Source organism: Acidovorax sp. 56, from assembly GCF_002749705.1.
Lineage (GTDB): Bacteria > Pseudomonadota > Gammaproteobacteria > Burkholderiales > Burkholderiaceae_C > Acidovorax.
On sequence record NZ_PEEV01000001.1, the window covers coordinates 3,291,297 to 3,316,914 of the forward strand.

22 protein-coding genes are annotated in these 25,618 nt (G+C 63.7%); 7 read left to right on the forward strand and 15 right to left on the reverse strand.

The window, feature by feature from the left end; translation table 11 throughout:
- Positions 1 to 202: 202 nt before the first annotated feature.
- The 7 genes from CLU88_RS14570 to sucC form a co-directional block, all read right to left on the reverse strand.
- Positions 203 to 997 (reverse strand): MBL fold metallo-hydrolase, encoded by a 795-nt coding sequence (locus tag CLU88_RS14570; protein ID WP_099657208.1) that lies wholly within the window; start codon positions 995 to 997, stop codon positions 203 to 205.
- Positions 998 to 1,091: 94 nt separating this feature from the next.
- The gene (locus CLU88_RS14575) at positions 1,092 to 3,344 is read right to left on the reverse strand and encodes a CHASE2 domain-containing protein (protein WP_099657209.1); all 2,253 of its coding nucleotides are present in this window, start codon (positions 3,342 to 3,344) and stop codon (positions 1,092 to 1,094) included.
- Between the two features lie 66 nt (positions 3,345 to 3,410).
- Positions 3,411 to 4,064 carry an FHA domain-containing protein gene (locus CLU88_RS14580; protein ID WP_099657210.1) on the reverse strand — a complete coding sequence of 218 codons (654 nt, stop codon included), beginning with the start codon at positions 4,062 to 4,064 and terminating at the stop codon, positions 3,411 to 3,413.
- A gap of 43 nt (positions 4,065 to 4,107) precedes the next feature.
- A complete protein-coding gene (locus CLU88_RS14585; protein WP_099657211.1) occupies positions 4,108 to 4,896 on the reverse strand; it encodes a Stp1/IreP family PP2C-type Ser/Thr phosphatase in 789 nt (262 codons plus the stop codon).
- A 17-nt stretch (positions 4,897 to 4,913) separates the two neighbouring features.
- The gene (locus CLU88_RS14590) at positions 4,914 to 7,376 is read right to left on the reverse strand and encodes a serine/threonine-protein kinase (protein ID WP_233205474.1); all 2,463 of its coding nucleotides are present in this window, start codon (positions 7,374 to 7,376) and stop codon (positions 4,914 to 4,916) included.
- A 391-nt stretch (positions 7,377 to 7,767) separates the two neighbouring features.
- Positions 7,768 to 8,664: a succinate--CoA ligase subunit alpha gene (gene sucD, locus CLU88_RS14595; RefSeq protein ID WP_099657212.1), complete on the reverse strand. Its 897-nt coding sequence runs from the start codon at positions 8,662 to 8,664 to the stop codon at positions 7,768 to 7,770.
- Positions 8,665 to 8,679: 15 nt separating this feature from the next.
- On the reverse strand, positions 8,680 to 9,840 hold the full coding sequence (gene sucC / locus CLU88_RS14600) for an ADP-forming succinate--CoA ligase subunit beta (protein WP_099657213.1): 1,161 nt from the start codon (positions 9,838 to 9,840) through the stop codon (positions 8,680 to 8,682).
- Between the two features lie 177 nt (positions 9,841 to 10,017).
- Here sucC and argC point away from each other — a divergent pair, with 177 nt between their 5' ends.
- Positions 10,018 to 10,950: an N-acetyl-gamma-glutamyl-phosphate reductase gene (argC, locus tag CLU88_RS14605; protein ID WP_099657214.1), complete on the forward strand. Its 933-nt coding sequence runs from the start codon at positions 10,018 to 10,020 to the stop codon at positions 10,948 to 10,950.
- A 77-nt stretch (positions 10,951 to 11,027) separates the two neighbouring features.
- Here the strand turns inward: argC and recX are convergent, their stop codons facing one another.
- Positions 11,028 to 11,486, reverse strand: a complete 459-nt coding sequence (recX, locus tag CLU88_RS14610) for a recombination regulator RecX (protein ID WP_099657215.1) — start codon at positions 11,484 to 11,486, stop codon at positions 11,028 to 11,030.
- A 99-nt stretch (positions 11,487 to 11,585) separates the two neighbouring features.
- Positions 11,586 to 12,656, reverse strand: coding sequence for a recombinase RecA (gene recA, locus CLU88_RS14615; RefSeq protein WP_099657216.1), 1,071 nt, complete (start codon positions 12,654 to 12,656; stop codon positions 11,586 to 11,588).
- 235 nt (positions 12,657 to 12,891) lie between these two features.
- On the opposite strand from recA, the gene CLU88_RS14620 reads away from it, so the two are divergent.
- Positions 12,892 to 13,392 carry a MarR family winged helix-turn-helix transcriptional regulator gene (locus CLU88_RS14620; RefSeq protein WP_099657217.1) on the forward strand — a complete coding sequence of 167 codons (501 nt, stop codon included), beginning with the start codon at positions 12,892 to 12,894 and terminating at the stop codon, positions 13,390 to 13,392.
- Positions 13,393 to 13,561: 169 nt separating this feature from the next.
- Here the strand turns inward: CLU88_RS14620 and CLU88_RS14625 are convergent, their stop codons facing one another.
- Together CLU88_RS14625 and CLU88_RS14630 are read right to left on the reverse strand one after the other, a co-directional pair.
- A complete protein-coding gene (locus CLU88_RS14625) occupies positions 13,562 to 13,927 on the reverse strand; it encodes a DUF4148 domain-containing protein (protein WP_099657218.1) in 366 nt (121 codons plus the stop codon).
- Positions 13,928 to 14,077: 150 nt separating this feature from the next.
- Entirely contained in the window at positions 14,078 to 15,742 is a 1,665-nt protein-coding gene (locus CLU88_RS14630) for an adenylate/guanylate cyclase domain-containing protein (RefSeq protein WP_099657219.1), read from the reverse strand.
- A gap of 263 nt (positions 15,743 to 16,005) precedes the next feature.
- Here CLU88_RS14630 and CLU88_RS14635 point away from each other — a divergent pair, with 263 nt between their 5' ends.
- A complete protein-coding gene (locus CLU88_RS14635) occupies positions 16,006 to 16,722 on the forward strand; it encodes a Crp/Fnr family transcriptional regulator (RefSeq protein ID WP_099657220.1) in 717 nt (238 codons plus the stop codon).
- A gap of 122 nt (positions 16,723 to 16,844) precedes the next feature.
- Here the strand turns inward: CLU88_RS14635 and CLU88_RS14640 are convergent, their stop codons facing one another.
- Entirely contained in the window at positions 16,845 to 17,801 is a 957-nt protein-coding gene (locus CLU88_RS14640; RefSeq protein ID WP_099657221.1) for a LysR substrate-binding domain-containing protein, read from the reverse strand.
- Positions 17,802 to 17,908: 107 nt separating this feature from the next.
- On the opposite strand from CLU88_RS14640, the gene CLU88_RS14645 reads away from it, so the two are divergent.
- Positions 17,909 to 18,874 (forward strand): tripartite tricarboxylate transporter substrate binding protein BugE, encoded by a 966-nt coding sequence (locus tag CLU88_RS14645; RefSeq protein WP_099657222.1) that lies wholly within the window; start codon positions 17,909 to 17,911, stop codon positions 18,872 to 18,874.
- A 140-nt stretch (positions 18,875 to 19,014) separates the two neighbouring features.
- The gene (locus CLU88_RS14650) at positions 19,015 to 19,968 is read left to right on the forward strand and encodes an N-formylglutamate amidohydrolase (RefSeq protein WP_099657223.1); all 954 of its coding nucleotides are present in this window, start codon (positions 19,015 to 19,017) and stop codon (positions 19,966 to 19,968) included.
- Positions 19,969 to 19,991: 23 nt separating this feature from the next.
- On the opposite strand, the gene CLU88_RS14655 is transcribed toward CLU88_RS14650, so the two are convergent.
- Entirely contained in the window at positions 19,992 to 21,161 is a 1,170-nt protein-coding gene (locus tag CLU88_RS14655; RefSeq protein WP_099657224.1) for an esterase-like activity of phytase family protein, read from the reverse strand.
- A gap of 195 nt (positions 21,162 to 21,356) precedes the next feature.
- Between CLU88_RS14655 and CLU88_RS14660 the strand changes: the two genes are divergently transcribed.
- Positions 21,357 to 22,031, forward strand: coding sequence for a response regulator transcription factor (locus tag CLU88_RS14660; protein ID WP_099657225.1), 675 nt, complete (start codon positions 21,357 to 21,359; stop codon positions 22,029 to 22,031).
- Positions 22,032 to 22,309: 278 nt separating this feature from the next.
- On the forward strand, positions 22,310 to 23,782 hold the full coding sequence (locus tag CLU88_RS14665) for a sensor histidine kinase (protein WP_099657226.1): 1,473 nt from the start codon (positions 22,310 to 22,312) through the stop codon (positions 23,780 to 23,782).
- A gap of 30 nt (positions 23,783 to 23,812) precedes the next feature.
- On the opposite strand, the gene CLU88_RS14670 is transcribed toward CLU88_RS14665, so the two are convergent.
- A complete protein-coding gene (locus CLU88_RS14670) occupies positions 23,813 to 24,580 on the reverse strand; it encodes a DUF6882 domain-containing protein (protein ID WP_199173457.1) in 768 nt (255 codons plus the stop codon).
- Between the two features lie 21 nt (positions 24,581 to 24,601).
- Positions 24,602 to 25,612, reverse strand: coding sequence for an alpha/beta hydrolase (locus tag CLU88_RS14675; RefSeq protein WP_233205475.1), 1,011 nt, complete (start codon positions 25,610 to 25,612; stop codon positions 24,602 to 24,604).
- Positions 25,613 to 25,618: the final 6 nt, after the last annotated feature.

Sequence of the window (25,618 nt, forward strand, 5' to 3'; positions counted from 1 at the left end):
AGGCTGCTTCTACAAAAGCAGATAGCGTGCCAGCTTGCGTGACTCCATGAATGATAGCGTGCCAGCTTGCGTGACTCCATGAATTCCACTGATTAGGTCAAAAATCTGATCAGTTGCCCGTCAAACGCTCGCTTGTTGATGCCTTGCATGCGTCACATTGACATTTTTGTTCTGCCATGAATGTCACGGAGCACATATCTCGTTACACGTCAAACACTTGCCCCGCCTGCAGCCAATGGATGTCTGCTTTTGCGGTGAGTCCCATCTGGTTGATCTCCTGAAGAATCAAGTCGGTTTCCGAGGGTTTGGTATGGGTGATGTAGATGGGGTAGCTGGCCCCTGCCGCTCCATCTGCCAGTTCCGCCGCTAACGAGGTGGGCGACAAATGCAGGCTACGGCGGGCCAGTTCGCTCTCGCGGTTACTGAAGGCTGTTTCAATGACCAGCATGCCCACGGGCAACGATGGTTTTAGCAGGGGAAGTTGCTCAAGCTGACGCCAAAGGCCAGGGTTGCGCTCGGTGTCGCCGCTGAAAGCCCACCAGCCTTTTGAGCCTTGCACGGCGTAGCCCACGGCAGGCACGGTGTGCACGGCGGGCAGCACACTTACCAACGTTCCTTCCACTTGGATCACATCGCCTTCCGCAACAGGGCGATACTGCAAGAACGGAACCTGGGCTGACGGAATGCGGCTGAAGTCTGGCCAGATAACGTTATTAAAGATATGGGCCTGCAGCGCAGCAATGGTGGCCGCCAAGGCATGCACCTGAACGGGCTGACTGCGCAGAGAAGACACCGCATCCAGCATAAGAGGCAGGGCTGCCACATGGTCCAGATGGGAGTGCGTCAGGAAGACATGGTCGATCTGGCACATTTCGTCCAGGGTCAAATCACCCACCCCAGTGCCTGCATCGATCAGGATGTTGTGATTAACCAGAAAAGAGGTGGTTCGGCAATCACGGGCAATGGCGCCTGAGCAGCCGAGGACGCGGACTTTCACTGGAACATGCCTGTAACAAAGCGGCAAACAGGAGCATCAGCACAGCCGTCCAGCATGTAGTCTTGTCGCAAAAAATGGGGGCGAGAACGGCAGATCATTTGGTATCAAAGTTGGTAGCGCCATCCCAGTTCGGCAGGTGAGGCTGCGTTGCCAGCATTTGCAAGCGCTCTGCGTACAACGCATACAGCGTAGATTGAGGATCACCCTGCAGTAGCAAATGCAGCGCAGCAATGCATTTTGCCCAGTCTTGGGCACGATAGTCTGTGAGAAATTGCCGCCAAATCTCTACCAGTCTGATTTGCTCAGGGGTGGCCAGCGCATGCACGGCCACTGGCGTGTAGATCGCGACGGCCTGGGCTTTGCCTTTGACCCGTACCCGGTCAAGTTCTTGCCAAAGAAATTCCGGGGCTTGGGTCTGGGTAAATTCGCTGGCGATGACCGCAACTCCGTAGGTTTTGGAGAGCCCCTCCAGGCGAGAACCCAGGTTCACTGCATCGCCAATGACGGTGTAGCTAAGCCGAATGTCGGACCCCATATCGCCCACACACATGGTGCCGGTGTTCAAACCAATGCCGACCCCGACCTCGGGCAAGCCTTGGGCGCGGTGCTCTTGGTTGAGCTGCTGCACGGCCTGCGCCATGCCCATTGCTGCCTGCACTGCGCAGGTAGCATGGTCTTGCGAGGGCACGGGGGCTCCCCAAAAGGCCATGACGCAATCGCCCATGTACTTATCGATGGTGCCGCGCTGGCTTTGGATGACCTGGGTGAGGCGCGTGAACACGCCATTGAGCAGCGCCTGCAGTTGCAAGGGCGGCATGCATTCAGACAGGGCCGTAAAGCCGCGCATGTCACAGAACATGACCGTGAGTTCGCGGTTATCGGCCTGCATGCTGTAGTGCTCAGGGTGTTTGAGCATCTCATCGACCAGCTCGGGGGGCACATAGGAGCGAAACCTGGAAGCCAGGGCTCGCTTGGAACGGCTTTCAAAAAAATAACCGTGGGCCATATTCAGCACCGATGCACAGAGGGCTATAGCAACTGCGGCCGCCAGCGGCATGACCAAGCCATGGACTCGGTACAGCCACAGGTTCAGTCCCAGCAATGCAGCGATCACAGCCAGGCTGAGCACCAAGCCCGCGCCCGCAGGGAGCAGCGACAGCCCCAAGGCCAGCACCAGCCCAGCGCACACCAGCTGGAGTACATCAAAGCCACGGGCGTAGTCTGGTATCGCTATGGCATTGCCATCCATCAATGCGGACAACATGTTGGCATGGGCCTCTACGCCGGGGTAAACCAGGCCGACTGGCGTGACGCGAACATCCTGCAACCCTGGGGCCGAGGTTCCGACCAGCACCATTTTGTCGGCCAGAGCGCCTTCTGCAAGACGGCCTTCGATCACATCGCTGGCCGCAATGTATTGGTATGAACCGCCATCTGGCCCACCGGGGCCGCGAAAGGGGATCAACATCGAGAGGCGGTCGTCCACTGGCAGGGGCATGCGGCGTGTGCCCTCCACCAGCACCACGCTTTCCAGTGTCTCATGGGTGCCCAGCGACGGCGTGGCTGGAAAGCCGGGCTCCACGCCTGGCATGCCCATCATGGAGCGGAACATCCCCAGGGCCAGAGATTCGTAATACTGCCCCTGGTACTCGGCCAGCAACGGCAGACTGCGGATCACACCATCCGAGTCACTGATGGTATTGAAAAAACCCGCCACCGGGGCCGCCTGGCCCAACACATCCAGGTTGGCACCAAATCCATTCCAAGTCGTGGCGGCCAAAGGCCGTCCGCGCAATTGGGCAGGAGTAACGACCGGGGAAGGCAGCGCACCCTGCGTGTGTCCCTTTCGATCGCTGGTGAAGTAGTAACCCAGGACGGCCGCCTGCCCCTGCAGGCTGCGCGCGAACAGAGCATCGTGATCAAGCGAAGGCGTTAACCTGGCCACCTGCTCGGCAAAGCCCGGGGCTTTTGCCAGCGCGCCACGCTCCAGGGCTTGCAGCGCGGCAAGTCCCGAGCTGTTGTCGCGCTCAGCAAAAATGACATCAAAACCGAGCACGGCCACACGCTGGCGCGCAAACAACTCTTGCGTCAGGATGGCGAGCTTGTCCCGTCCCCAGGGCCAACGGCCAATGCGCTCGATGCTTTTCTCGTCAATATCCACAATGACGATGCGCTCGTCCAACGTCCTGGGCATGCTCAGACGCAGGCGGGCATCGTAAAAAATCTGGTCAAGCCGGTCGAGCAACGGCAGGGGCAACTTGCCGGACACGTGCAAAAGTGCAAACACCAGTGGAACCAGCGTGAGCAAGATGCGGCGCCAGCGACGAAACAGCAGAAGGCTCCGCATGGACCTAGACCTGTTCAGTGGATGAGCGGGGCCATTGCAATTCCAGCAAGGCCCCCAGAACAACCATCAGGATTGTTCGAACTGCATCTCTGTGCCGGCCAATTCCAGCTTGTCGCCGCTCTTGAGAGGAACAGGGCTTGCACCGATCGCTACGCCGTTGAGCGTGGGCATGTCGGGGCCTTCCACATGGGCCAGCACAAAACCCTGGATGCGCTTGGTAATGGATGCCACGGCGACCCCTGGCTTACCGATGGTGGTCACCACCTTTTGCAAGGACACCTCGCGTCCAGCAGCCGCCCCGGACAACACCCGGATGACTGCATGCAAAGGCACGGGTTGCGGAGCGGCCACCCCTCCAGGTCGCGCTGCCGCGTTCAGGGCAGGCAGCATCCCAGGCTTGAAAACCATGGTCTTTTCGAAGTTCTCTGCCTCGGCATCCTGGAGGAATCGAATTTTGTACTTGCCCACTTCCACGGTGTCGCCATTGCGCAACTCCTGGCGCTTCACAGCCTTGGCGTTCACGTACGTGCCGTTGGTGCTTCCCAGGTCTTCGATCTCGACCCCATTGGGTGCCAAGTGGATCGCTGCATGCTCTCCGCTCACCGCCAGATTGTCGATAACGATGTCGTTATAGGGACGGCGGCCAAGCGTGGTGCGCTCTTTGGTGAGCTGCACTTCTTTGATAACAACGCCGTCGATTGAAACGATCATTCTGGGCATGATGATCTACTCCTGATTTGATGATTTGTTTTGTTGCAACCCGTCATGCGGCACCCAAGAGACGGGACATGAGGCTGCGTTTTTTCCCTCCCGCCGCAGCCTGCACAAGCAATACGCTAACGTTATCACGCCCACCGTGTGCATTGGCTGTATCAATTAGCAACGCCGCTTTTTCTTCCAGAGGTGCGGGGGTGCGCATCAGCTGCGCAAGATCGTCATCGTTGACCATGTCCGTCAAGCCATCTGAGCACATCACGAAAAGATCGCTGGGCGCCACCTGAAACTCATTTACTTCCATCTGCACATTGGGCTCAACCCCCAGCGCACGGGTGACCAGATTGCGGCTGGAAGAGGCGGCTGCTTGTTCCCGCGTCAATATGCCTGCATCCACCTGTTCCTGCAACCACGAATGGTCACGCGTGATTTGCTGCAACACTCCGGCGCGCAGGCGGTAGCAACGGGAGTCCCCGATGTGACCCAAAATCAAGCGATCGCCCTGGAACACACCCACGACCAGCGTGGTGCCCATGCCTGCATACTGAGGATTGGACAGCGACGCGCCCAAAATGGCGTGGTTGGCGTTTTCCACACACAACTCCAACGCCCGGCGCAAATCCGTGGAAGACGGCTCTGGCCCTGCCTGCGCCAGCCAGCGGTTCATTTCTGTGCGGATGAAAGTGATGGCCATACCGCTGGCCACTTCGCCAGCGTTGTATCCGCCCATGCCGTCCGCAAGGATGGCCACCTGGGTATCCCGGTCAACGGTCACTGCGTCTTCATTGTTGGCGCGCACGCGCCCACGGTCGGTTTGGGCGAAAAATTCGTAGGTCATGGATTTTGGGCTGCACGTCATCCCACAGAGGCCACCACAGACCTTTGTTCCGGCGCCCGCTCTGTCGGGTACTCCAGCACTGTTTTCTCCAGATCCACCATGTGTTGCCCTGTCGGGGTGCGGCCCGAATCATAGACCACTGCTGACGCCGAAGATCCGGGAACCTCTGACGCAACAATGCCCATCACATAAGCCAAGTCTTGCGCCAGCTGCTGCCCCGTCTGATACCGCTCAGCGGGCAGCTTGCGCAGGGCCTTGGCTACCAGCCGCGCCACGGCCTCTGGCAAATCGGTACGAAGGGTACGGATATCTGGAGGGTCCACATGGACGATTTTGCGCATCAGCTCCGGCATGGAGTCGGCACGCAAGGGCAAAGAGCCTGTCAACAGTTGGAATAACGTGACACCCAGGGCATACAGGTCTGCACGCCCATCGACCTTGGCGCCGGACAATTGCTCAGGCGACATGAAACTGGGCGTGCCGAGCACAATGCCCGTGCGGGTCTTGCTTGCATCGGTGATGCGTGCCACCCCAAAATCCATCACCTTGACCGTATCCGTCGCGGCGTCCCACATGATGTTGGCAGGTTTGACATCGCGGTGCACCACGTTGTGCGCATGCGCGTAGTCCAGCGACTGCGCCACGCGGTGTGCGATAGACAAAACCTGGGCCACGGGCAACAGGTAGGCCGGTTGCGTGAATGCACTCAGATCGGTCCCCGCAACAAACTCCATGGCGATGTAGGCCAAACCTTGCTCTTCGCCGCTGCCATAGATGGCAACGATATGGGGATGCTGCAGCCGACTGGCGGCCTCAGCCTCTTTGAAAAAACGCTCACGCGCGTCCACCAGTGCCGCCCCATCAAACTCTTGCTGCAATGCCAGCGTCTTGATGGCCACAATCTGCCCGGAGCGCAGATCACGGCCTTGGTAGACCACCCCCATGGCGCCCTGGCCCAGCTCATGTTTGAGATCGTAGTGCGCGAGCGGCCCCGGCACTTTATGGCGCGGAAAGGTCTCTTGCACTGACGCTGGCAATGACGAAGCGCCCGTCACCGAAATGCCACTGGCCACCGAGTCCGCAGCCATGCCCGCCTGCGCCAGCAGGTGCGCTTTGGCCCGGCGGTAGCATGCACGGGCGTCCTTGTATTCCATGTCCCGGCGCAGCAGGTGCTTGAAGACTTTTTTGGCATGCGCATAGTCCTTCTTGCGCTCAAAGTCCTTGCCCAGGTGGTACAGGTTGTCTTTCAAAGCATCGCTGGTGGGCAGCGGACGAAACCGCGCAAACGCTTCCAGCAAATCCCCACGCCCATGCAGCGCCAGCCCCATCATGCGCTCGGCATCCGCAGACTCTTGCGGAGAAGCGGCAGAAGCACGCTGAGGCACCCTTGCCAACATCGCGCACAAAAGCCCTCCTAACAGCGCCACCCCAGCGGCAGGAAGCAGCGGCACCACATGCAAAGTCTGCTGAAGCAACAGCCACTGCGCCAGCAGCAGCAGCACGGCTGCACCCGCCCCCCAAGCCACAGCCTTGCCTGCCCGAGGCATGACCACTACCAGCAAAGCCATGGCCAGCGCTGCAGCCCAGCCCGCCGGGTGCCCCCAACCCGGCTGGGTCACTGCGCGCGCCAAGCGCAGCCCCACAAAAGATTGCGCCACCACATCCGACACATGCAGCGTGGCCCCTCCAGGCACAGGCCAGGAAGCAGCCTGCGGCCCAGCCGTCACGCCCACCACCACCGTCTTGTCACGCAGCGCTGAAACGGGCACCTTCTGGGACAACACATCTGCAGCCACCCAACGCTGCACCGAAGCACCAAACACCGGGCGCAAGGCTGCCGAAGCATCCACCCCCACCGACAAGCCCCCCCACAGCAAACTATGGGCCTGGGCATTCCAACGCACATCGGCAGGGCTCAGGTACAGCGCACGCAGCACCGCCAGCATGGCCAGTGAAGGAACCCCAGCCTTGTCATGGCTGAGCAGCAGCGGAACACGGCGAAGCACCCCGTCGCTGTCAGCAGCCCATTGCAGATGACCGACCCCTGCCGCACCTGCCGCCAAACCCGCCAGCTGCACGGGCACAGCGGCTGGACCCAGACCGGCAAGCTCAGGCACGACACTGCGGTAAAAAGAAGGTGGCAATGGCGCGGGCGCGCCGGTGGAAGCAAAGCCAGCGGGCCACAGCACATTGCCAGCCAGCGCCACACTGCGTGCCAAGGCTTCTTGGGCACCCGGCGCAGCAGTTTGAGCCAACGGGGCGGTGTAGACGATGGTTTTAGCGCCACCCAGGGCCAATCGGTCAATCAAGGCCGCATGCGTCTCATCAGTCCAGCCGCCTCGCACAGCGGCCAGGCTGCGCGCATCAATATCGACGAGAACCACATCGGCAGGAGCCACTACCGTGGTCTGGGCCAAGGCAGAGTCGTACACCATCCGCTGCAACGCCGACAGTGCGCCCACCAGCCACAAAGCGCCCACCAGTACGAGAGCGATCGCCGCACAGATCCACCCGTCCAATCGCCCTGTTTTTGGCTTTCGCTCCGATGTGTGTCTGGCCACTTGCAATCAATGTGTAAATCTGTGAATGTTTGTAAAAAAGCAAATTTCACGCCCGCCCAAACCGGGCTTCCAAACCCTGCCGAAACGGGCTTATCGCACGTATTCGGCGGCCGAATAAGGCGGCGTTGCCGCTCTTTGTCGGACACACCACGGTCAGCGACAAAATTGTCAACACCACCCCATCTCTGCGTTCTACAGACAAACCGCGCAGAAATCACCAAAATAAAAAAAAGCACCCGCCACCAAATCGGTAGCGGATGCTTTCAGCACCTGCGCAAGGCCGCCAGAGGCAGACCTTGCAGGGCTCTGATTACTTCAGTTGGGCCTTGAGCAGCTTGCCCAGTTCCGAAGGATTGCGGGTGATGATGAAGCCCGACTCTTCCATGATGGCCAGCTTGGCATCGGCCGTATCGGCACCGCCAGAGATCAGCGCGCCGGCGTGGCCCATGCGCTTGCCGGGAGGGGCCGTCACGCCAGCGATGAAGCCGACGATCGGCTTCTTCATGTTGGCCTTGCACCACTGGGCGGCTTCGGCTTCGTCCGGACCACCGATTTCACCAATCATGATGACGGCGTCGGTGTCTGGATCGTCGTTGAAAGCCTTCATCACGTCGATGTGCTTGAGGCCGTTGATAGGGTCGCCACCAATGCCCACAGCGCTGGACTGGCCCAGGCCGACTTCCGTCAGCATGGCCACGGCTTCGTACGTCAGCGTGCCCGAACGGGACACCACGCCGATACGGCCCTTGCGGTGGATGTGACCGGGCATGATGCCGATCTTGATTTCGTCAGGCGTGATCAGGCCAGGGCAGTTGGGGCCCAGCAGCAGGGTCTTCTTGCCGCCAGCAGCTTCCTTGGCCTTCATCTTGTTGCGCACTTCCAGCATGTCGCGCACTGGGATGCCTTCGGTGATGCAGATGGCCAAGTCCAGGTCGGCTTCCACAGCTTCCCAGATCGCGGCGGCAGCGCCTGCTGGAGGCACGTAGATCACCGACACGGTGGCGCCGGTCTGGTGAGCAGCTTCCTTGACGGATGCGTAGATTGGGATATTGAAGATGGACTCGCCAGCCTTCTTGGGGTTCACGCCGGCGACGAAGGCGTTCTTGCCATTCGCGTATTCCTGGCACTTTTCAGTGTGGAACTGGCCCGTCTTGCCCGTGATGCCCTGGGTGATGACCTTGGTGTCTTTGTTGATGTAGATCGACATGTTTGTTCTCCGGGCTTACTTGACGGCAGCAACGATCTTGGTCGCAGCTTCGGCCATGGTGTCTGCAGCGATGATGGGCAGGCCGGACTCGGCCAGCATCTTCTTGCCCAGCTCTTCGTTCGTGCCCTTCATGCGCACGACCAGCGGCACGTTCAGGTTCACGGCCTTGCAGGCGGTGATCACGCCGGTGGCGATGGTGTCGCACTTCATGATGCCGCCGAAGATGTTGACCAGAATGCCTTCGACCTTGGGGTTCTTCAGCATGATCTTGAAGGCTTCGGTGACCTTCTCGGGGGTGGCACCGCCGCCCACGTCCAGGAAGTTGGCTGGCTCGCCGCCGAACAGCTTGATGGTGTCCATGGTGGCCATGGCCAGGCCAGCGCCGTTCACCAGGCAACCGATGTTGCCATCGAGGCTGATGTAGGCCAGGTCGAACTTGGAGGCTTCCACTTCGGCTGGATCTTCTTCGTCCAGATCGCGGAAGGCCACGATTTCGGGGTGGCGGAACAGCGCGTTGGCGTCGAAGTTGAATTTCGCGTCCAGGGCCATCAGGTTGCCCTTGGAGTCGCAGTTCAGGGGGTTAATTTCCACCAGCGACGCGTCGGTTTCCATGTAGCACTTGTAGATCTTGGCGAAGATGTCTACGGCTTGGTCGATGGAAGCGCCGGTCAGGCCGATGGCGGCTGCCACCTTCTTGCTTTGCTCGGTGGTGATGCCGACGATGGGGTCGATCATTTCGGTGATGATCTTCTCGGGGGTGGAGTGGGCCACTTCCTCGATGTCCATGCCGCCTTCGCTCGAAGCGATCAGGGCCACCTTCTGCGTGGCGCGGTCGGTGACCAGCGACACATACAGTTCGTTCTTGATGTCGGCGCCGTCTTCGATGTACAGGCGACGGACCTTCTGGCCTTCGGGACCGGTCTGGTGGGTCTTGAGCTGCATGCCCAGGATCTCGCCAGAGATGCGCTTGACGTCGTCAATGGTCTTGGCAACCTTCACGCCGCCACCCTTGCCACGGCCACCAGCGTGGATCTGGGCCTTGACCACCCACACGGGGCCGCCGAGTTTTTGAGCAGCTTCCACGGCTTCTTGCACCGTGAATGCAGGGATGCCGCGCGGAACGGGCACACCAAAATTGCGCAAGATTTCCTTGCCTTGGTATTCGTGAATCTTCATGAGGTCTCTCTCAGGGAAGGGTGGTAATTACCCGTTTGCCATGAACAGATTGTCTGGCCGCGGGCTTGGGACATGGCAACCCGCGACTGTATCATGCTGCAACGCACCATCCTTGTAGCAAACTTACGTACGCCGCAGGCCTTCCAGGTGCCCCTTTACCCTCCCCGGAGCTGTTCCATGTCCAAAGTCTTTATTGATGGCGAAGCTGGCACCACAGGCCTGCAGATCCGCGAACGCCTGCAAGCCATGCCGCACATCGAGCTGGTGAGCATTGCCCCCGAACTGCGCAAAGACCCAGGCGCCAAGCGCGCTTTGATCGAGACCGTGGACCTGGTGGTGCTGTGCCTGCACGACGACGCCGCCCGCGAAACCGCTGCCATGGTGGACGCTATCGAGGCTGCAGGTGGCCGCAAGATCAAGATCATTGACGCCAGCACCGCCCACCGCACGGCCGCAGGTTGGGTGTATGGCTTTCCGGAGCTGGACGCCTCGCAAACCCAGGCCGTGCGCCAAGCCACCCGCGTCTCCAACCCCGGCTGCTACGCCACAGGCGCCATTGCGCTGCTGCGCCCGCTGGTGGATGCGGGCCTGGTCCCCAAAGACGCTGCCTTGAGCCTGCCCTCGGTGTCGGGTTACTCGGGCGGTGGCCGCACCATGATCGAGGCCTACGAAGCGGGCACGGCAGCACCCTATGAGGCCTACGCGCTGGGCCTCACGCACAAGCACATCCCGGAGATCCTGCGCTACACCGGGCTCACACGCCGCCCAGTGTTCATTCCGGCCGTGGGCAACTTCCGCCAAGGCATGCTGGTGCAGCTGCCATTGCACCTGGACCTGTTGCCCGGCGCCCCCAAAGCCAGCGATCTGCACGATGCACTGGCCAGCCACTACGCCCGCACCAACACCCCTGAGCAATGGGTCAGCGTGCTGGCTCCCACCGACGACTTGAAGCTGGCCGCCGACACCCTGGCCGACACCAACAAACTGGAGCTGCGCGTGTTTGCCAACGAGGAACACCGCCAAGCCGTCGTCATTGCGCGCCTGGACAACCTGGGCAAGGGCGCCAGTGGCGCTGCGGTGCAAAACATGAAGCTGATGCTGGGTATGTAACGGGGCAGGTAAGCCCCGCGATCAGCGCCGGTCAAGGCCCGAGAGCGGGGATGCCCAACGGCCCTTCGACGGCGCGGTCACTCCTCGTCCGACGCCTCGGCGCCCTGCACTGCGCGCCGCACCACATCGCCTGAAAACCCCCGCGTCAGCAAAAAACGCATGTGCTTGGCACGGGTTTGTGGGTCTGTCGCGGGCTCACCAAACTTGCGGCGCCACACCTCGCGGGCGCGCTCCAGCTCACTGCCCTGCAACTGGGCCACAGCGTCCTGCACGGCCTCTGCGCCCAGTCCTTTGGATTGCAGCTCTTGCCGGATGCGCGCTGCGCCCAGACGGCCAGCACGCCGATGCAGCACCGACTCCACCACCCGCGCCTCGTTGATGAAGTCTTTGGACTGCAGATCATCAAGCACCGCGTTCAGGTCTTCGCCCTCTTGCACATGGGGACTGAGCTTGCGCAACAGCTCGGCCCGCGAGTGCTCGCGCTGGCCCAGCAACCGCAAGGCGCGGCCTTTGAGCGATAGCGTGGTGAATCCCATATAGGCCTCGAATGCTTCTGTTTTGATAGCTGCTAGCGCTTATTGGATAAGCGCTAGCGGCCAATTTCTTTCAAATCCAGAAACATCCAGCGTGACACATCACTCGTCGGCAGTGGCCGCTGGGGCCTGCAACGCGCCAGGCAACAGGGCAATGCCCAGGCCTTCGCGCACCTTGTTCTCAATCTCGCGGGCCAGGTCGGGGTTCTCGCGCAAAAACTCACGCGCGTTGTCACGGCCCTGGCCGATTTTTTCGCCGTTGTAGGCGTACCAGGCACCGCTCTTTTCCACGATCTTGGCCGTCACGCCCATGTCGATGATCTCGCCTTCGCGGCTGATGCCTTCACCGAACAGGATGTCGAACTCGGCCGTCTTGAACGGTGGCGACACCTTGTTCTTGACCACCTTGACCTTGGTCTCGTTGCCGATGGCTTCGTCACCCTTCTTGATGGTGCCGGTGCGGCGGATGTCCAGGCGCACCGAGGCGTAGAACTTCAGCGCGTTGCCGCCGGTGGTGGTTTCAGGGCTACCGAACATCACGCCGATCTTCATGCGGATCTGGTTGATGAAGATGACCATGCAGTTGGTCTTCTTGATGGTGGCGGTGAGCTTGCGCAGCGCCTGGCTCATCAGGCGGGCCTGCAGGCCGGGCAGCGCATCGCCCATTTCGCCTTCGATTTCGGCCTTGGGCGTGAGGGCAGCCACCGAGTCCACCACGATCAGGTCCACAGCGCCCGAACGCACCAGGCTGTCCACAATCTCCAGCGCCTGCTCACCAGTGTCGGGCTGGCTGATCAGCAGGTCAGACAGTTGCACACCCAGCTTTTGGGCGTACTGCACATCCAGGGCGTGTTCTGCATCGACGAAGGCACAAGTGCCGCCCTGCTTTTGCATCTCGGCAATCACTTGCAGGGTCAGCGTGGTCTTGCCCGAGGATTCCGGGCCGTAAATTTCGACCACCCGGCCACGGGGCAGGCCGCCCACGCCCAGGGCAATGTCCAGGCCCAGCGAACCGGTGGAAACCACCTGGATGTCCTCGATCGCTTCGCCTTCACCCAGGCGCATGATCGTGCCCTTGCCAAACTGCTTTTCGATCTGCGCCAGCGCTGCCGCCAGGGCCTTGGCCTTTTCAGCGTTCACGGGAAGGGCGGGGTTGGTACCTTTGACGTCCATGGAATGGCTCCTGAATAAAACGAAGTGTCTGAAATGATCTGCGGTGATCTATAGGGGGCCAGCGGGTCAAAACATACTGTCTTTAACAACAGCACTGGCTGCTTGACCAGTAATGTAGAGGTCCTATAGAACCAAGTAAACAGTTTTTTAGTCAGTTTGCCTTACTATTTAAGACAACGCCTCCGCGCAGTTTGCCAAGCCTGTGGAATGACCCCACCCGGGCATCTGGAGCCCCATGCACACCACCCCCACTGCGATCCCACCCGACGATGCCTGGCGCCAGACCCACCTGGGGCGCCTGCTGGGCCATGCCATGCGCCGCTTTGATGCCCGCGTGCTACAGCTCATGGCGCGCAACGTGGAAGTGCCCTTGGCATTGTCGAACCTGGCCGCCCGCAACCAAGTGGGGGCTGCGCACATCCACCTGACGCGGCACCTGGCGCTGGGGGGCGACCGGCTGACCGACCTGGCGCAACGCGCAGGCATGACCAAACAGTCGATGGCGCAACTGGTAGACCAGTGCGAAGCGTGGGGATTGGTGACCCGCGAGAGCGACCCGCACGACGCCCGGGCACGCCGGGTGTGCTTTACCCCCACCGGGCTGGCCTGGCTACAGGGATTTCGTGATGCAGTGACACAGGCCGAAGCGGAGTTTCGCGCCGAGGTGGACGATGACGTGGCCACGGTGGTGGCGATTGGGCTGGAGGCGTATGCGGGCGGCAGTAACCCGCCTTAAGAGCCTGTTCTCAAAACAGAGTCGCAACGATGTACCTGCCAAAGCACTGAACCCCAGGGCGCTGTTGCCATTGACAGCAGCGCCCTGGGGTTCAGTGAAAAAATTTGCAGGGCAGAGTTCGCGGACAGCACTGCGCTGACGGCCTATGGCGGCCCTGCAAGCCTGCGCATCAATGTGCCGTGGAGGCACCCGCTTGGCCGGCAATGCGGCTCACATCGCCACCCAAGCGGCGCACTTCGGCGACAAACTCGGGGCCGCTGCGCAGGCGGCGGTATTCGGCCAGGCTGGCTTGGTAGGCGGGATCGGCGTCGGGGGTGCGATCGCCTGCGTTGGCTTGGCCCAGGCCAGCGCGGTTCCACAGGTTCAGGTCGGCTTGCACTTCAGCGCGGCTCAGTGCGGGGCCTTGGGTGACGGACTCATCGCCGCCCCATTGCTCGTTGATCGGTGTGGCAGCCGATGCAGCACCGGCAAAAGTGGCGGCAGCCACAGTGGCGATAGCGATCAGGGTCTTGGCGGCAGTCTTGGCGTTGGTCATGGCAGTTCTTCCTTTGGAGTGATTCCTGCAGTGCGTGATTGCGTTCTGCATGGGAAGAAGTTTCCGTTTTTGGCACCTTGGCGTATGTGCGTAAACGCACAGGTTTTGCGAGGTCGCCAACCCCGCTCAGCCACTGCAAGGCCGCTGCATTCACGCACCCAACGGCGCAGCCCACAGCTGCGAAGGCTGCTTCACGTGCAGCACCTGCAAGGGCTGCGAGCGTCCGCGCACCTGCACCTCTTCGGGCGTACCCAAGGCGTCGGCCACGCCGGCCAGGCGGGCGGCGTCCAGCGACAGCACCAGCCGCGCATCCACCACTTTGGAGTGGTCTTGCAGGCGGCTGGCCGTGTTCACCACCTCGCCCACAGCGCTGAAGGTGGTGGTGTCTTCGTAGCCCACTTGCCCCAGCGCTACGCGGCCTGCATGCAGGCCCATGCCAAAGTCCAGCGCCTGGCCGAACTGGGTGCGAAAGGTCTCGCTCCAGGCGTCCATGCGCTGCTCGATCAACGCGGCGGCCTGCACGGCCTGGCGGCAGGCGGTGGGCAAATCGGTCTCCAGCCCAAAAATGGCCATCACGCTGTCGCCAATGAACTGGTTGGCCAGGCCGCCGCTGTCTTGCACGGCCGCGCCCACGCGGGCGAAGTACTGGTCCAGCATCCAGGCCAGGTCAAACGGCCACTGCCGCTCGGCCATGCCCGACCAGCGGCGCAGGTCCACAAACAAGATGGCCACCTGCCGCTCTTGCCCCAGGCGCCCAGGCAGCGGCGCCTGGCCGGGCTGGAACAGGGGCGTAATCTGCACATCGCCGGTGGGCCGCAGCTGGCAGGCCAGGCGCACGCCCGGCGGGGCCTGCACGCGGGCCAGCGTGGTGCGCTCGTCGCGGCCGGGCTCAGGCACATGGGCACTGGGCCCATCCACCCGCACGCGGCAGGTGGAGCAGCGCGCCCGCCCACCGCACAGCGCCAGGTGGGCAATGCCGTGGCTGCGGCTGGCCTCCAGCACCGTAAAACCGCGCGGCACTTGCACAGCGCGGTCGGGGTAGCGCAGGGTGATGGGGCCGCCCCCACGGCAGCGCCGCAAGGTGCGCCATGCCCAGCGCAGTGCCAACAAGGCGGCCACAGCGGCCACCCAGCCCCAGCGCAAGGCATCCTCCAGCCAGGCCGACGCCGCCACGGCCTGCGCGGTGCGGCCCGAGGGCGGCGGCGGCAGCGCGCTCACCTCCCAGGCAATCTCGCGCGCCATCGACAACAGGCCCAGCGCCGCCAGCACCGGCAGCAGCACGGCCCCCGTGAGCAAGGCGGGCTGCCAGCGCCGCCACCCCGGCCGCCCGCGCATCGCCATGTGCAGGCCCAGGCAGCCATGCCACCACGCCGTGATGAGCAGCAGCGACTGCAGCACCAGGTTCTCGGGCCGGGCCAGGCCATTCACCATGCGGCCGTAGGGGGGCGATGCGCCCATGGATTCAAACGCCCAGCGCGTGGCCACAAAGTGCCCGGCCAGCAGCAGCGGCAGACACAGACCCAGTGCCAGCCGCACCCCCTCCACCCACGGCATGCGCAGGCTGCGCCGCTGCCACAGGGCCACGCCTGCCAGCGCCAGGTGCGTGAGCAGCGCGCCATACAACAGCACCGTGCCGGGCACCGAATGCCACCCACTGCTGATCACCTCCAGCAGCGCATCGGCCACCTGCAGCGACACCAGCCCCGTGGCATGGTTGCCCAGGTGCAGGGCCACGTAGCACCACAGCACCAGGCCACTGGCCCAGCGCACCTGGCGAAGGGAAGGCAGGCGCGAGCGGATCAAGGCAAGGGACATGGAAGGGAGGTGATGGAAAAAGTCAAAACACAGGGCACAAAGATGCAATGCGAGGGAGAAATGCCAGGGAGGAATGCGAGGACGAGCCCCCTCACAAAGAAAGGCCCCGCAGGCGGCGGTGCCGACAACGCGGCCCACCCGCCAAGAAGCCCACCACAGAAGCCTAGCGCAGCACTGAATTCTGAAGCTTGTGAGCATAATCCGCCCACTTCGCACACCTCTGCGGCGCCAGCCTTGGGGGCTGCGCCCACCCCTTTGGTTCCATGAACGCACCGCAATCCCCCCGCTCCACCCTGGCCCTGCGCCGCATCGCCCTGTTTGAAGGCCTGGGCGAGGCCTGCCTGGACCGCATTGCCGCCGAGTGCGACTGGCGCACGGTAGAGGCCCGCACGCCCCTTTTCACCCGCGCGTCGCCGGGTGGCGAGGTGTACTTTTTGTGCGCGGGGCGCGCGCGCATCACCACCTACGCGGCCAGCGGGCGCGAGGTCACGTTTCGGGACTGCGAGGCGGGCGAGCACTTTGGCGACCTGTCGGCGATTGACGGGCAACCCCGCTCGGCCGACGTGGTGGCGCTGGAGGCCAGCGTGCTGGCCAGCCTGTCGGCCCCCGCCTTCATCGCGATGCTGGAGCGCGAACCCATCGTCGCCATGCGCATGATGAGGAACCTCACGGCCCTGGTGCGGCGCCTGACCGAGCGCGTGATTGACCTGAGCACCCTGGGCGTGCAAACCCGCCTGCACGCCGAGCTGCTGCGCCTGGCCCATGCGGGCGGGGTGCAAAGCGACAACACCGCCCGCATCGACCCCGCCCCCGCCCATGCCGCGCTGGCCAGCAAGATCAGCACCAACCGCGAACAAGTCACCCGCGAAATCAGCGCCTTGACCAAAAGCGGCCTGCTGCGCAAAGAAGGGCTGCACGCCCTGGTGGTGACCAATGTGCAAGCCCTCGCCGACCTAGTGACCGAGGTGCGCGGGGACTGAGCCCGCAGCCAGCGGGGCATTGCGCCGCCCGCAGACACCCAAGCGTGCACAAGCGCGCTGCGAATGCGCTGAATGCTCATATATTCATAGCTTCTAGCGCTTACCAGATAAGCGCTGCAGGCCTATTTACCCTTTAATCCCGCTGCCTGCACCGCAGCGGGGGCGCCTGCCTCGGCGCTTTGCAGCAGCCACTGCCGAAAGCACTGCAGCGCATGCAACTGGGTGCGCCCCTCCGGGTAGCAAAACCAGTAGCCCACATCGCCCTGGTAGCCGCCCGCCTGCGCCAGCGGGGCCAGCGGCTCGCGCACCAGGCCCGAGGTGATCTCGTCTTGCACCAGGCAGCGCGGCACCAACGCCAGGCCCATGCCCGCCATCACCGCGCGGATCATGGTCTGGAACTGGTCAAACTGCGGCCCGGCCAGCGGGTCGATGGCACCCTCCACCCCGTGCGTCTGGCTCCAGCGCAGCCAGGCCTCGGGCACCGTCACATGGCGCAGCAGGGTGTAGCGCGCCACATCGCGCGGGGTGTGAAGGGGCCAGTCCGCTACCTTGGTGCGCGGCGCGATCAGGGCCACATCCTGGCCCGTGAGGTAGTGGGCATGCGCCCCAGGCCAGTGGCCATCGCCAAACAAAATGGCGCAGTCCAGCTCGGGCCGGGTGAAGTCGTAGCTGTGCACGTACGGCACAAAATGCAGCGTGATTTGTGGATGGAACTGCTGGAACTGCGGCAGCCGCGGAATGAGCCACTTGGCCGCAAACGTGGGCAGGCTGGACAAGTGCAGCGCACCGCCGCCGTCATCGCTGGTGATCAGCTCCAGCGTGGCGGCCTCCAGCTGGGCCATCAGGCCGCGCACGGCTTTTTCATACCGCTCGCCCGCCGGGGTCAAGGCCAGGCGCTTGCGGCTGCGCTCAAACAGGGGCACGCCCACCCAGGTTTCCAGCTCTTTGATCTGCTTGCTCACCGCGCTTTGCGTGAGGTGCAAGGCCTCGGCCGCGCGCGAGACACCGCCAAACCGGGTGACGGTAGAAAACGCCCGCAGCAGGTGCAGCGGGGGCGAAAGGCGGCGCAGGGAAGACATCGGCAGGTTCTTAAATCATTCCATATTGGAATGTTATCAGGCACATCCGTTGCTTGGTAACTGGCACTTCATCCTTTAACCTCCTCTCACGCAAAAGGAAAACCGCTATGCAACGCCGTCAATTGCTTGCCGCGCTGGCCGCTACATCTGTCGCTCCTGGAATATCCTGGGGCCAAGAAGCCAAACCGCTGCGCGTCATCATTCCCTTCCCGCCAGGGGGCGCCACCGACATCACCGCCCGCAGCCTGCAAGAGCCGCTGGCGCGCATCCTCAAGCAACCCGTGGTGCTGGAAAACCGCGGGGGCGCGGGTGGCTCCATCGGCATGGCCGAAGTGGCCCGCGCCCCGGCAGACGGCCTCACCATCGGCGTGGCCACTCTTTCCACCCACGGCGTGAACCCGGCCGTGTACAGCAAGCTGCCCTATCACCCCACCAAAGACTTTGTGGGCGTGACCGAGATCGTGAAAGCCCCCGGCGTCATCGTCATCAACCCCGCTGTGCTGCCCGTCAAAGACTTTGCCGATCTGGTCAAGCACCTCAAGGCCAACCCCGGCAAAGTGTCGTACGCCACGCCGGGCAACGGCACCATCGGCCACATGTGGGGCGAGCTGTTCAAGAGCAGCACGGGCACCTCCATGGTGCACATCCCCTACCGTGGTGCAGGCCCGGCCATCAACGATGTGCTGGCAGGCCAGGTGGCGGTGTACTTTGACCAGGTGGCCTCGTCGCTGCCGCACATCAAATCGGGCAAACTCAAAGCGCTGGCAGTGTCATGGCCTGGCCGACTGGACGTATTGCCCGAGGTGCCCACCTACGCCGAGCTGGGCTACAAGCAGGCCAACGAGCCTTCGTGGTTTGGCCTGGTGGCGCCCGCAGGCACGCCTGCCGCCGCCGTCGACCGCATCCAGCACGCCGTGGCCCAGGCCCTGAAAGAGCAGGCCGTGGCCGAGAGGCTGGCGGGGCAGGGCCTGTATCCTTCAGGCACCCCATCCAAAGACTTCACGGCCCAGATCGGCCGCGAAATTGAAAAAATGAAGCACGTGGCCGAGTTTGCCAAGGTGAAGCTGGACTGACACCGCCCCCGCACGCCACCACCAGGCCCCCCACGCACCTCACCCACACAGGCCATAAGTCGGCATACTGCGCATGCGTTCATGCCCAGATGCCGGTCCGGGCGGCCAGGCCAGCCGCCCCCATTCACAGAGCCTTGCCTATGCATGCAGCCTTGAAACTGATCCACCACCGATTCCAACAAGCCCAGCCCGGCGCCACCGGCTCGCCCGGACGCCCCGCAGCGGCAACCACCCCAGCGGCCACGCCCGCCATGGTCAGCACCGTGCCCGGCACCAGCGCCCTGGTGTTTGATTCGCCCCACAGCGGCACCCATTACCCCGCAGACTTCCGCTCCGCCTGCAGCCTGCCCACGCTGCGCCGCGCCGAAGACACCCACGTCGAAAAAATCTACGCCTTCGCCCCCGCCCTGGGCGTGGCCTGGGTCGAAGCCCACTTCCCCCGCATCTACCTGGACGCCAACCGCGACACGCTGGAACTGGACACCACCCTGCTAGACGCCCCCTGGCCCGACGCCGTGGCCACCGACCCCACCGTGCTGAACAAAGTGCGCCTGGGCAAGGGCCTGATCTGGAAGTTCACAGACGAAGGCGAGGCCATCTACAACCGCCTGCTCACCGTGGACGAGGTGCGCGCCCGCATTGACCGCTGCTGGCGCCCCTACCACGCCGCCGTGGCCCAGGCCATTGACGCAGCCCACGCCCGCCACGGCTACAGCATCCACATCAACTGCCACTCCATGCCCGCCATATCGGCCAGCCACGCCACCGACTTTCCGGGCCTCGTGCACGCCGATTTTGTGGTGGGCGACCGCGACGGCACCACCGCCAGCCCCGCCCTGTCGGCATTGGTGTGCGAGCACCTGCGCGCCTGTGGCTACAGCGTGGAATACAACCACCCCTACAAAGGCGTAGAGCTGGTGCGCCGCTACAGCAACCCCGCCCAGCACCGCCACAGCATCCAGCTGGAGATCAACCGCAAGCTGTACATGGATGAAGACACGCTGGCTGAGCACCCAGAGGGCATGGCACGGCTGCAGGGGGATTTGAAGGCGTTGACGGAGAAGTTGTTGGGGACGGATCCGCGCGGCGGATGACTTGAAAATGCCTGCGCAACAACTCAGTCCGGAATGACCTCAAAGACGATGAACTGATTAGCCTGGGTATTGACCGTAAAGTTGTTGTCTGCCGCCAGCACGATGGTCCGGTGCCCGTTCGGCAAGGTTTTCCCCCAGGTGATGGCTTCAATGTTGTCGAGCTTCACACCCTGGTAGTTGATGGGCATCTCCAGCAGCAGCTTCCGGCTCATGGGTGTGTAAGTTGCTGCGCCCGTGAGGCTCGCCATGCTGGTCACGTTGGTCGTGCCATCGGTGATTTCGGTGAGCACCAGACGGATGGTGTTGCCAATACCTGAGGCAAAAGCGCGCTCCACCGCGATGAACTTCTTGTTGCCAATGGCGAGGAAGTCCGAGAGGCCATTGTCCGGGCCGAAAGGCGCGCCCGCCGGAGCATCCACCGGAATCTTCGGCAACTGGTACGCATACTGCGCCTTGGCTGAGCCCGTGGCCGGGTCAAGGGCCGTCACGCGCACCACGCTGCCCGCCTGCAGGGTGGTGATGGGGCCGTCCTGAATCAGCGCGTCCTCATTGGCCACGAACACGGTGCCATCGGGCGCCACGGTCAACGCTTCAAACAGCTTATTGCTGCGCCCGCCCGTGGTGGTGTTGTCCACGTAGTTGTAGATCGCCGGTGTCTTGAACTCGCGCACAAACTTGCCCGCAGTGGTCATCTCTCGCACAAAAGGCTGGAACAAAGTAGCAGCCGTCGTGCCCCAATTGCCCTCAGACGACCAGTACAGGTTGCCATTGGGTGCCAGGCGAATCGCCTCTGGGTCCACCGTGCGCGCAGTGGCGGGGAAAGAAGAGCCATCCTCGCGCTGCATGTACGTCTGGCGGTTGATCTTGACGGTGACAGGGCCGGTGTCTGCATAGTCAATGCTCAGGTTGTAAAAGCGCGGCGTGCCCCGCTCGCCGCCCCGGTCGTCCGAGATGGCCCAGAAACTGCCATCCGTGGCCTGGTCCAGCCCCGAGATACCCCCAAATTCCACCCCCTCAAACAGCGTGCCGGTGGGAATAGAGGCTGTGCCGAGCAATTTGAGCGAGGCGACGCGGGACTCACCCACGTGATTGCCATCGTCGCTGCCGCCGCACGCGACCAAGGCGACCGACAGGGCGGTGAAGGCAGAAGCCGCAGCCAAGCGACCCCAGAAGGAGTGGAGTACGGAGCCCATATCAAGTCTTTACGCGGTGATGGAGGAAGCCCGGGAGTTTGGCCGGGGAGTGCGTCAAAGGTATGACACCCCAGCCAGCCAAGCAGACACCAGGCGGGTGTTGCTGTGGGGGCCTCTGGGCGGCCAGCCACGGCTTGCCTCCATGCAGCGCCCTAGAATCAGCAAGAAACCACGCCGCACCAGGAGACCTTTTTCATGCGCATCCTTATCGCCGAAGACGACCAAGTGCTGGCCGATGGCCTGCTGCGCACGCTGCGGGCCTCGGGGGCGGTGGTGGACCATGTGGCCAGCGGCAGCGAGGCCGATGCGGCGCTGATGACCAACAACGAGTTTGACCTGCTGATCTTGGACCTGGGCCTGCCCAAGTTGCATGGGCTGGAGGTACTCAAAAAGCTGCGCGGCCGGGGCTCGGCGCTGCCGGTGCTGATCCTCACGGCAGCCGACAGCGTGGAAGAGCGGGTGAAGGGGCTGGACTACGGCGCGGACGACTACATGGCCAAGCCCTTCAGCCTGCAAGAGCTGGAGGCGCGGGTGCGTGCCCTCACGCGCCGGGGCATGGGCGGGGCCAGCAGCGCCATCAAGCACGGGCCGCTGGTGTACGACCAGGCCGGGCGGGTGGCGACGATTGACGGCAAGATGGTGGAGCTGTCGGCCCGCGAGCTGGGCCTGCTGGAGGTGCTGCTGCAGCGCGCCGGCCGCCTGGTGAGCAAGGAGCAGCTGGTGGAGCGCCTGTGCGAGTGGGGCGAAGAAGTGAGCAACAACGCCATCGAGGTCTACATCCACCGCCTGCGCAAGAAGATTGAGAAGGGCCCGATCCGCATTGCCACGGTGCGCGGGCTGGGCTACTGCCTGGAAAAGATTCCGGGATAGGAGGCCCCCCTGAGTCGCGACCCGCTCGGTGCCACCGCCACAGGCGGTGTCTCTTCGATGCCGCCCAAGCCTGCACCGGCAGGCTTGGAGCCCCGGCATCTCAGCCCCCAGGGGGACGCACCCGGTGGCCTGGCAAAGCCAGCTCCTCGGGTGCACTGGCATGAACCGCGCCCGCCTCAACGGCAACGGCGATGCGTGGCATATCAACCAATCGCATCAAAAATGATAGCTGCTAGCGCTTTATGGACGGTCGCTAGAGGCTAAAAAGGCTATAAATCTTGAAAATCTTCCAGCGCGAGCAGCGCTCCCTCTTCGGCGAAATCCTGGACTGGATGCTAACGCCGCTGCTGCTGTTGTGGCCGGTGAGTCTGGCGCTGACCTGGCTGGTGGCGCAGGGCCTGGCCAACAAGCCGTTTGACCGCGCGCTGGAGTACAACGCCCACGCCTTGGCACAGCTGGTGAGCGTGCAAAAAGACGGCGAAAAGGGAGAAAAGGGCGGCGAGGTGCAGTTCAACCTGCCGCAGCCCGCCAGCGAGATCCTGCGGGCCGATGACTCGGACATCGTCTACTACCAGGTGATGGGGCCGGGGGGCGAATTCCTCTCGGGTGAGCGCGAGTTGCCCGAGCCCCCCGCCGATGAAACCCCCATGTCTGGCGAGGTGCGCCTGCGCGATGCCGAGCTGCGCGGGGTGGAAATCCGCGTGGCCTACATCTGGGTGCGGCTGCCGCTGCAGGGCAGCCCGCTGGCACTGGTGCAGGTGGCCGAAACGCGCGAAAAACGCAGCGTGCTGGCCACCGAAATCATCAAGGGCGTGATGCTGCCGCAGTTCGTCATCTTGCCGCTGGCGGTGCTGCTGGTGTGGCTGGCGCTGGCGCGGGGCATTCAGCCGCTGAACCAGCTGGAGCAGCGCATCCGCGCCCGCAGCCCGGACGACCTCTCGCCGCTGGACGACCACGCCGTGCCACTGGAGGTGGCGCCGCTGGTGTCGTCCGTCAACGACTTGCTCACGCGGCTGAACGAATCGCTGGCCACGCAAAAGCGCTTCCTGGCCGACGCTGCCCACCAGCTCAAGACGCCGCTGGCGGGCCTGCGCATGCAGGCCGACCTGGCGCAGCGCGAAGGCACGAGCACCGAGGAACTCAAACGCTCGCTGCAGCAGATTGGCCGCTCCAGCATCCGCGCCACACACACCGTGAACCAGCTGCTGGCACTGGCGCGGGCCGAGGGCAGCGGCGTGGGCATTGCGCGCCAGCCGTGTGACTTGGCCGAGCTGGCCATTGAGGTGGTGCGCGACTCGGTGCCCCGTGCGCTCGACAAGCACATCGACCTGGGCTACGACGGGGCCGACCCCGGATCGCCCGGCGTGTGGCTGGACGGCAACCCCACGCTGCTCAAGGAGCTGGTGCGCAACCTGGTGGACAACGCGATCAACTACACGCCCTCCACGCCCGACAAGCCCGGCGTGGTCACGGCCCGCGTGCTGGCCGACACCTTTGGCCATGTGCTGATGCTGCAGGTGGAAGACTCGGGCCCCGGCGTGCCCGAGGCCGAGCGCGAGCTGGTCTTCCAGCCCTTTTACCGGGCGCTGGGCAGCGAGGCCGATGGCTCGGGCCTGGGCCTGCCCATCGTGATGGAGATTGCGGCCAAGCACGGCGCCGAGGTGCTGCTGGAAGACGCCCACCCCGGCCAGCAACCGCCGGGGGCACGGTTCAGCGTGCGGTTTCCGGCGCGCACGGAAGACGCGGGCTGAGTCAGAACCTCTGGGCGCGGGCCCGCCGTTTCAGACGACCTTGCGAATGCCCATGAGGGCCATGAACAGGTAGCCGTTGTCGGTGGGTGCGCGGTACACGCCCTGGGCTTCGAGCACGTAGGCGGCCACACCGGCCAGCTCCCAGGCATCGACCACGTCGGCCTTCCACTGCGGCACCACCAGCGGGGCAAAGCCGTTGTCCAGCCCGTACTGGCGCACGGCGCTGATGCGGCCCACCACCTGCGGGTGCAGGCTGAAGTTGGCCCACGACCAGCGCCAGGTGCCGCTGGTGTTGGAGAGGGAGCCGATGAATTCCACATCGGCCACCACGACGGGCACGCCACCGCTCGAGAAGGTGAGCGTGGCGCTGGCCTGGTCGTAGTCAAAGCGTTCGTGGGTGGACAGGCCGTACGCCTCGGTCAACCGCCCCTGGCGTGTTGCCAGCGCCTGGTGGCACACGGTGACGGTGTCCACCCACAGGGCTTTGACCTCGTCGTCCATGGCTTGCACGCTGGCGGCGCGGGCATTCTGGTAGCAGTGCTGGCACACCAGGCGGATGTTGACCTGCCCCTCGTTCTTCTCGTTCCACTCGCCCTCTTGCTGAAACAGGCGCTCGCACGCGTCGCACCAGGCGTCGGGGCAGGGCTCTTCGGCCGTGGGTGGGTTGCAGTGCCAAGCCTGTACGGGCTGCTGCAGCAGGTGGTCGCACAGGTAGGCGCCTGCCGACGGGCCGTGGGTGTCGCAATGGAGTTCGGTGGCAGCGACGACAGGGGTCGGAGTGGAGGTGGATTCGGTCATCGGAACGGGGTTTCAAGGCGGTCAACGCAGGCCTGCCAGCCACTGCGCGTAGGCGGGGTGCTGCGATATGGAATTGTGACCCACACCATCGGCCACCTGCAGCGTGGCCACGCCGGGCGCAAAGCGCGTGTGCAGCAGCCGGGTGCTGGCTTCAGGGATGACTTCGTCGTGCTGCGCCATCAGCACCAGGGTGGACGCCGTCACGGCAGGGGCGTAGCGGCCCGAATCAAACGGATCGCGCAGCAGCCAGCGCACGGGGAAAAACGGGAACTGCGCGCTGGCAATGCCAAGAATGCTGTCGTAAGGGGTGACCAGCACCAGGCGCTGCACCGGGCGCTGGCTGGCCAAGTGCACGGCCACGCCCGTGCCCAGGCTGCGGCCCACCACGGTGACGTTGGCGTGCTGGGCATGTACGTGGTCGAACAGCGCAGCCGCGTCAGCGAACAGGGCATCTTGTGTGGGCTGGCCGGTGCTGCCGCCATAGCCCCGGTAGTGCAGCAGATACAGCGCATGCCCCGCAAAGGCGGTCTCCAGCTCTGGCAGGCTGGCGGACACATCTTCGGCATTGCCGCCAAAGTACACCAGCGCGGGTGCGCCAGGGCGTGGGCGGTGGGTCACCACCAGTTGAGCCCCCGGCACGGCCAGGCCAAAGCTGGGCACCTGTGGCCCCGCACTGCGCGGCTGGGGGAAGTAGATGAGCGAGCGCTGAAAGCCCCACAGGGCCGCGCACAGGGCCACATACACCAGCGCCCCCACACCCAGGGCCACAGCAAGAGAACGGGGGAAAGAAGGCATGGAGATCGGCTCAAGGGGAAGTGAAGAAGACGGGGAGGATCGCACCAGCACCAGCGCCAGCACCAGCACCAGCACCAGCACCAGCACCAGCACCAGCACCAGCACCAGCACCAGCACCAGCACCAGCACCAGCACCAGCACCAGCACCAGCACCAGCACCAGCACCAGCACCAGCACCAGCACCAGCACCAACGCCGGACCCGGCGGCGTGGACCATGCCCTGCGCGGTGGTGGCACCTGCGT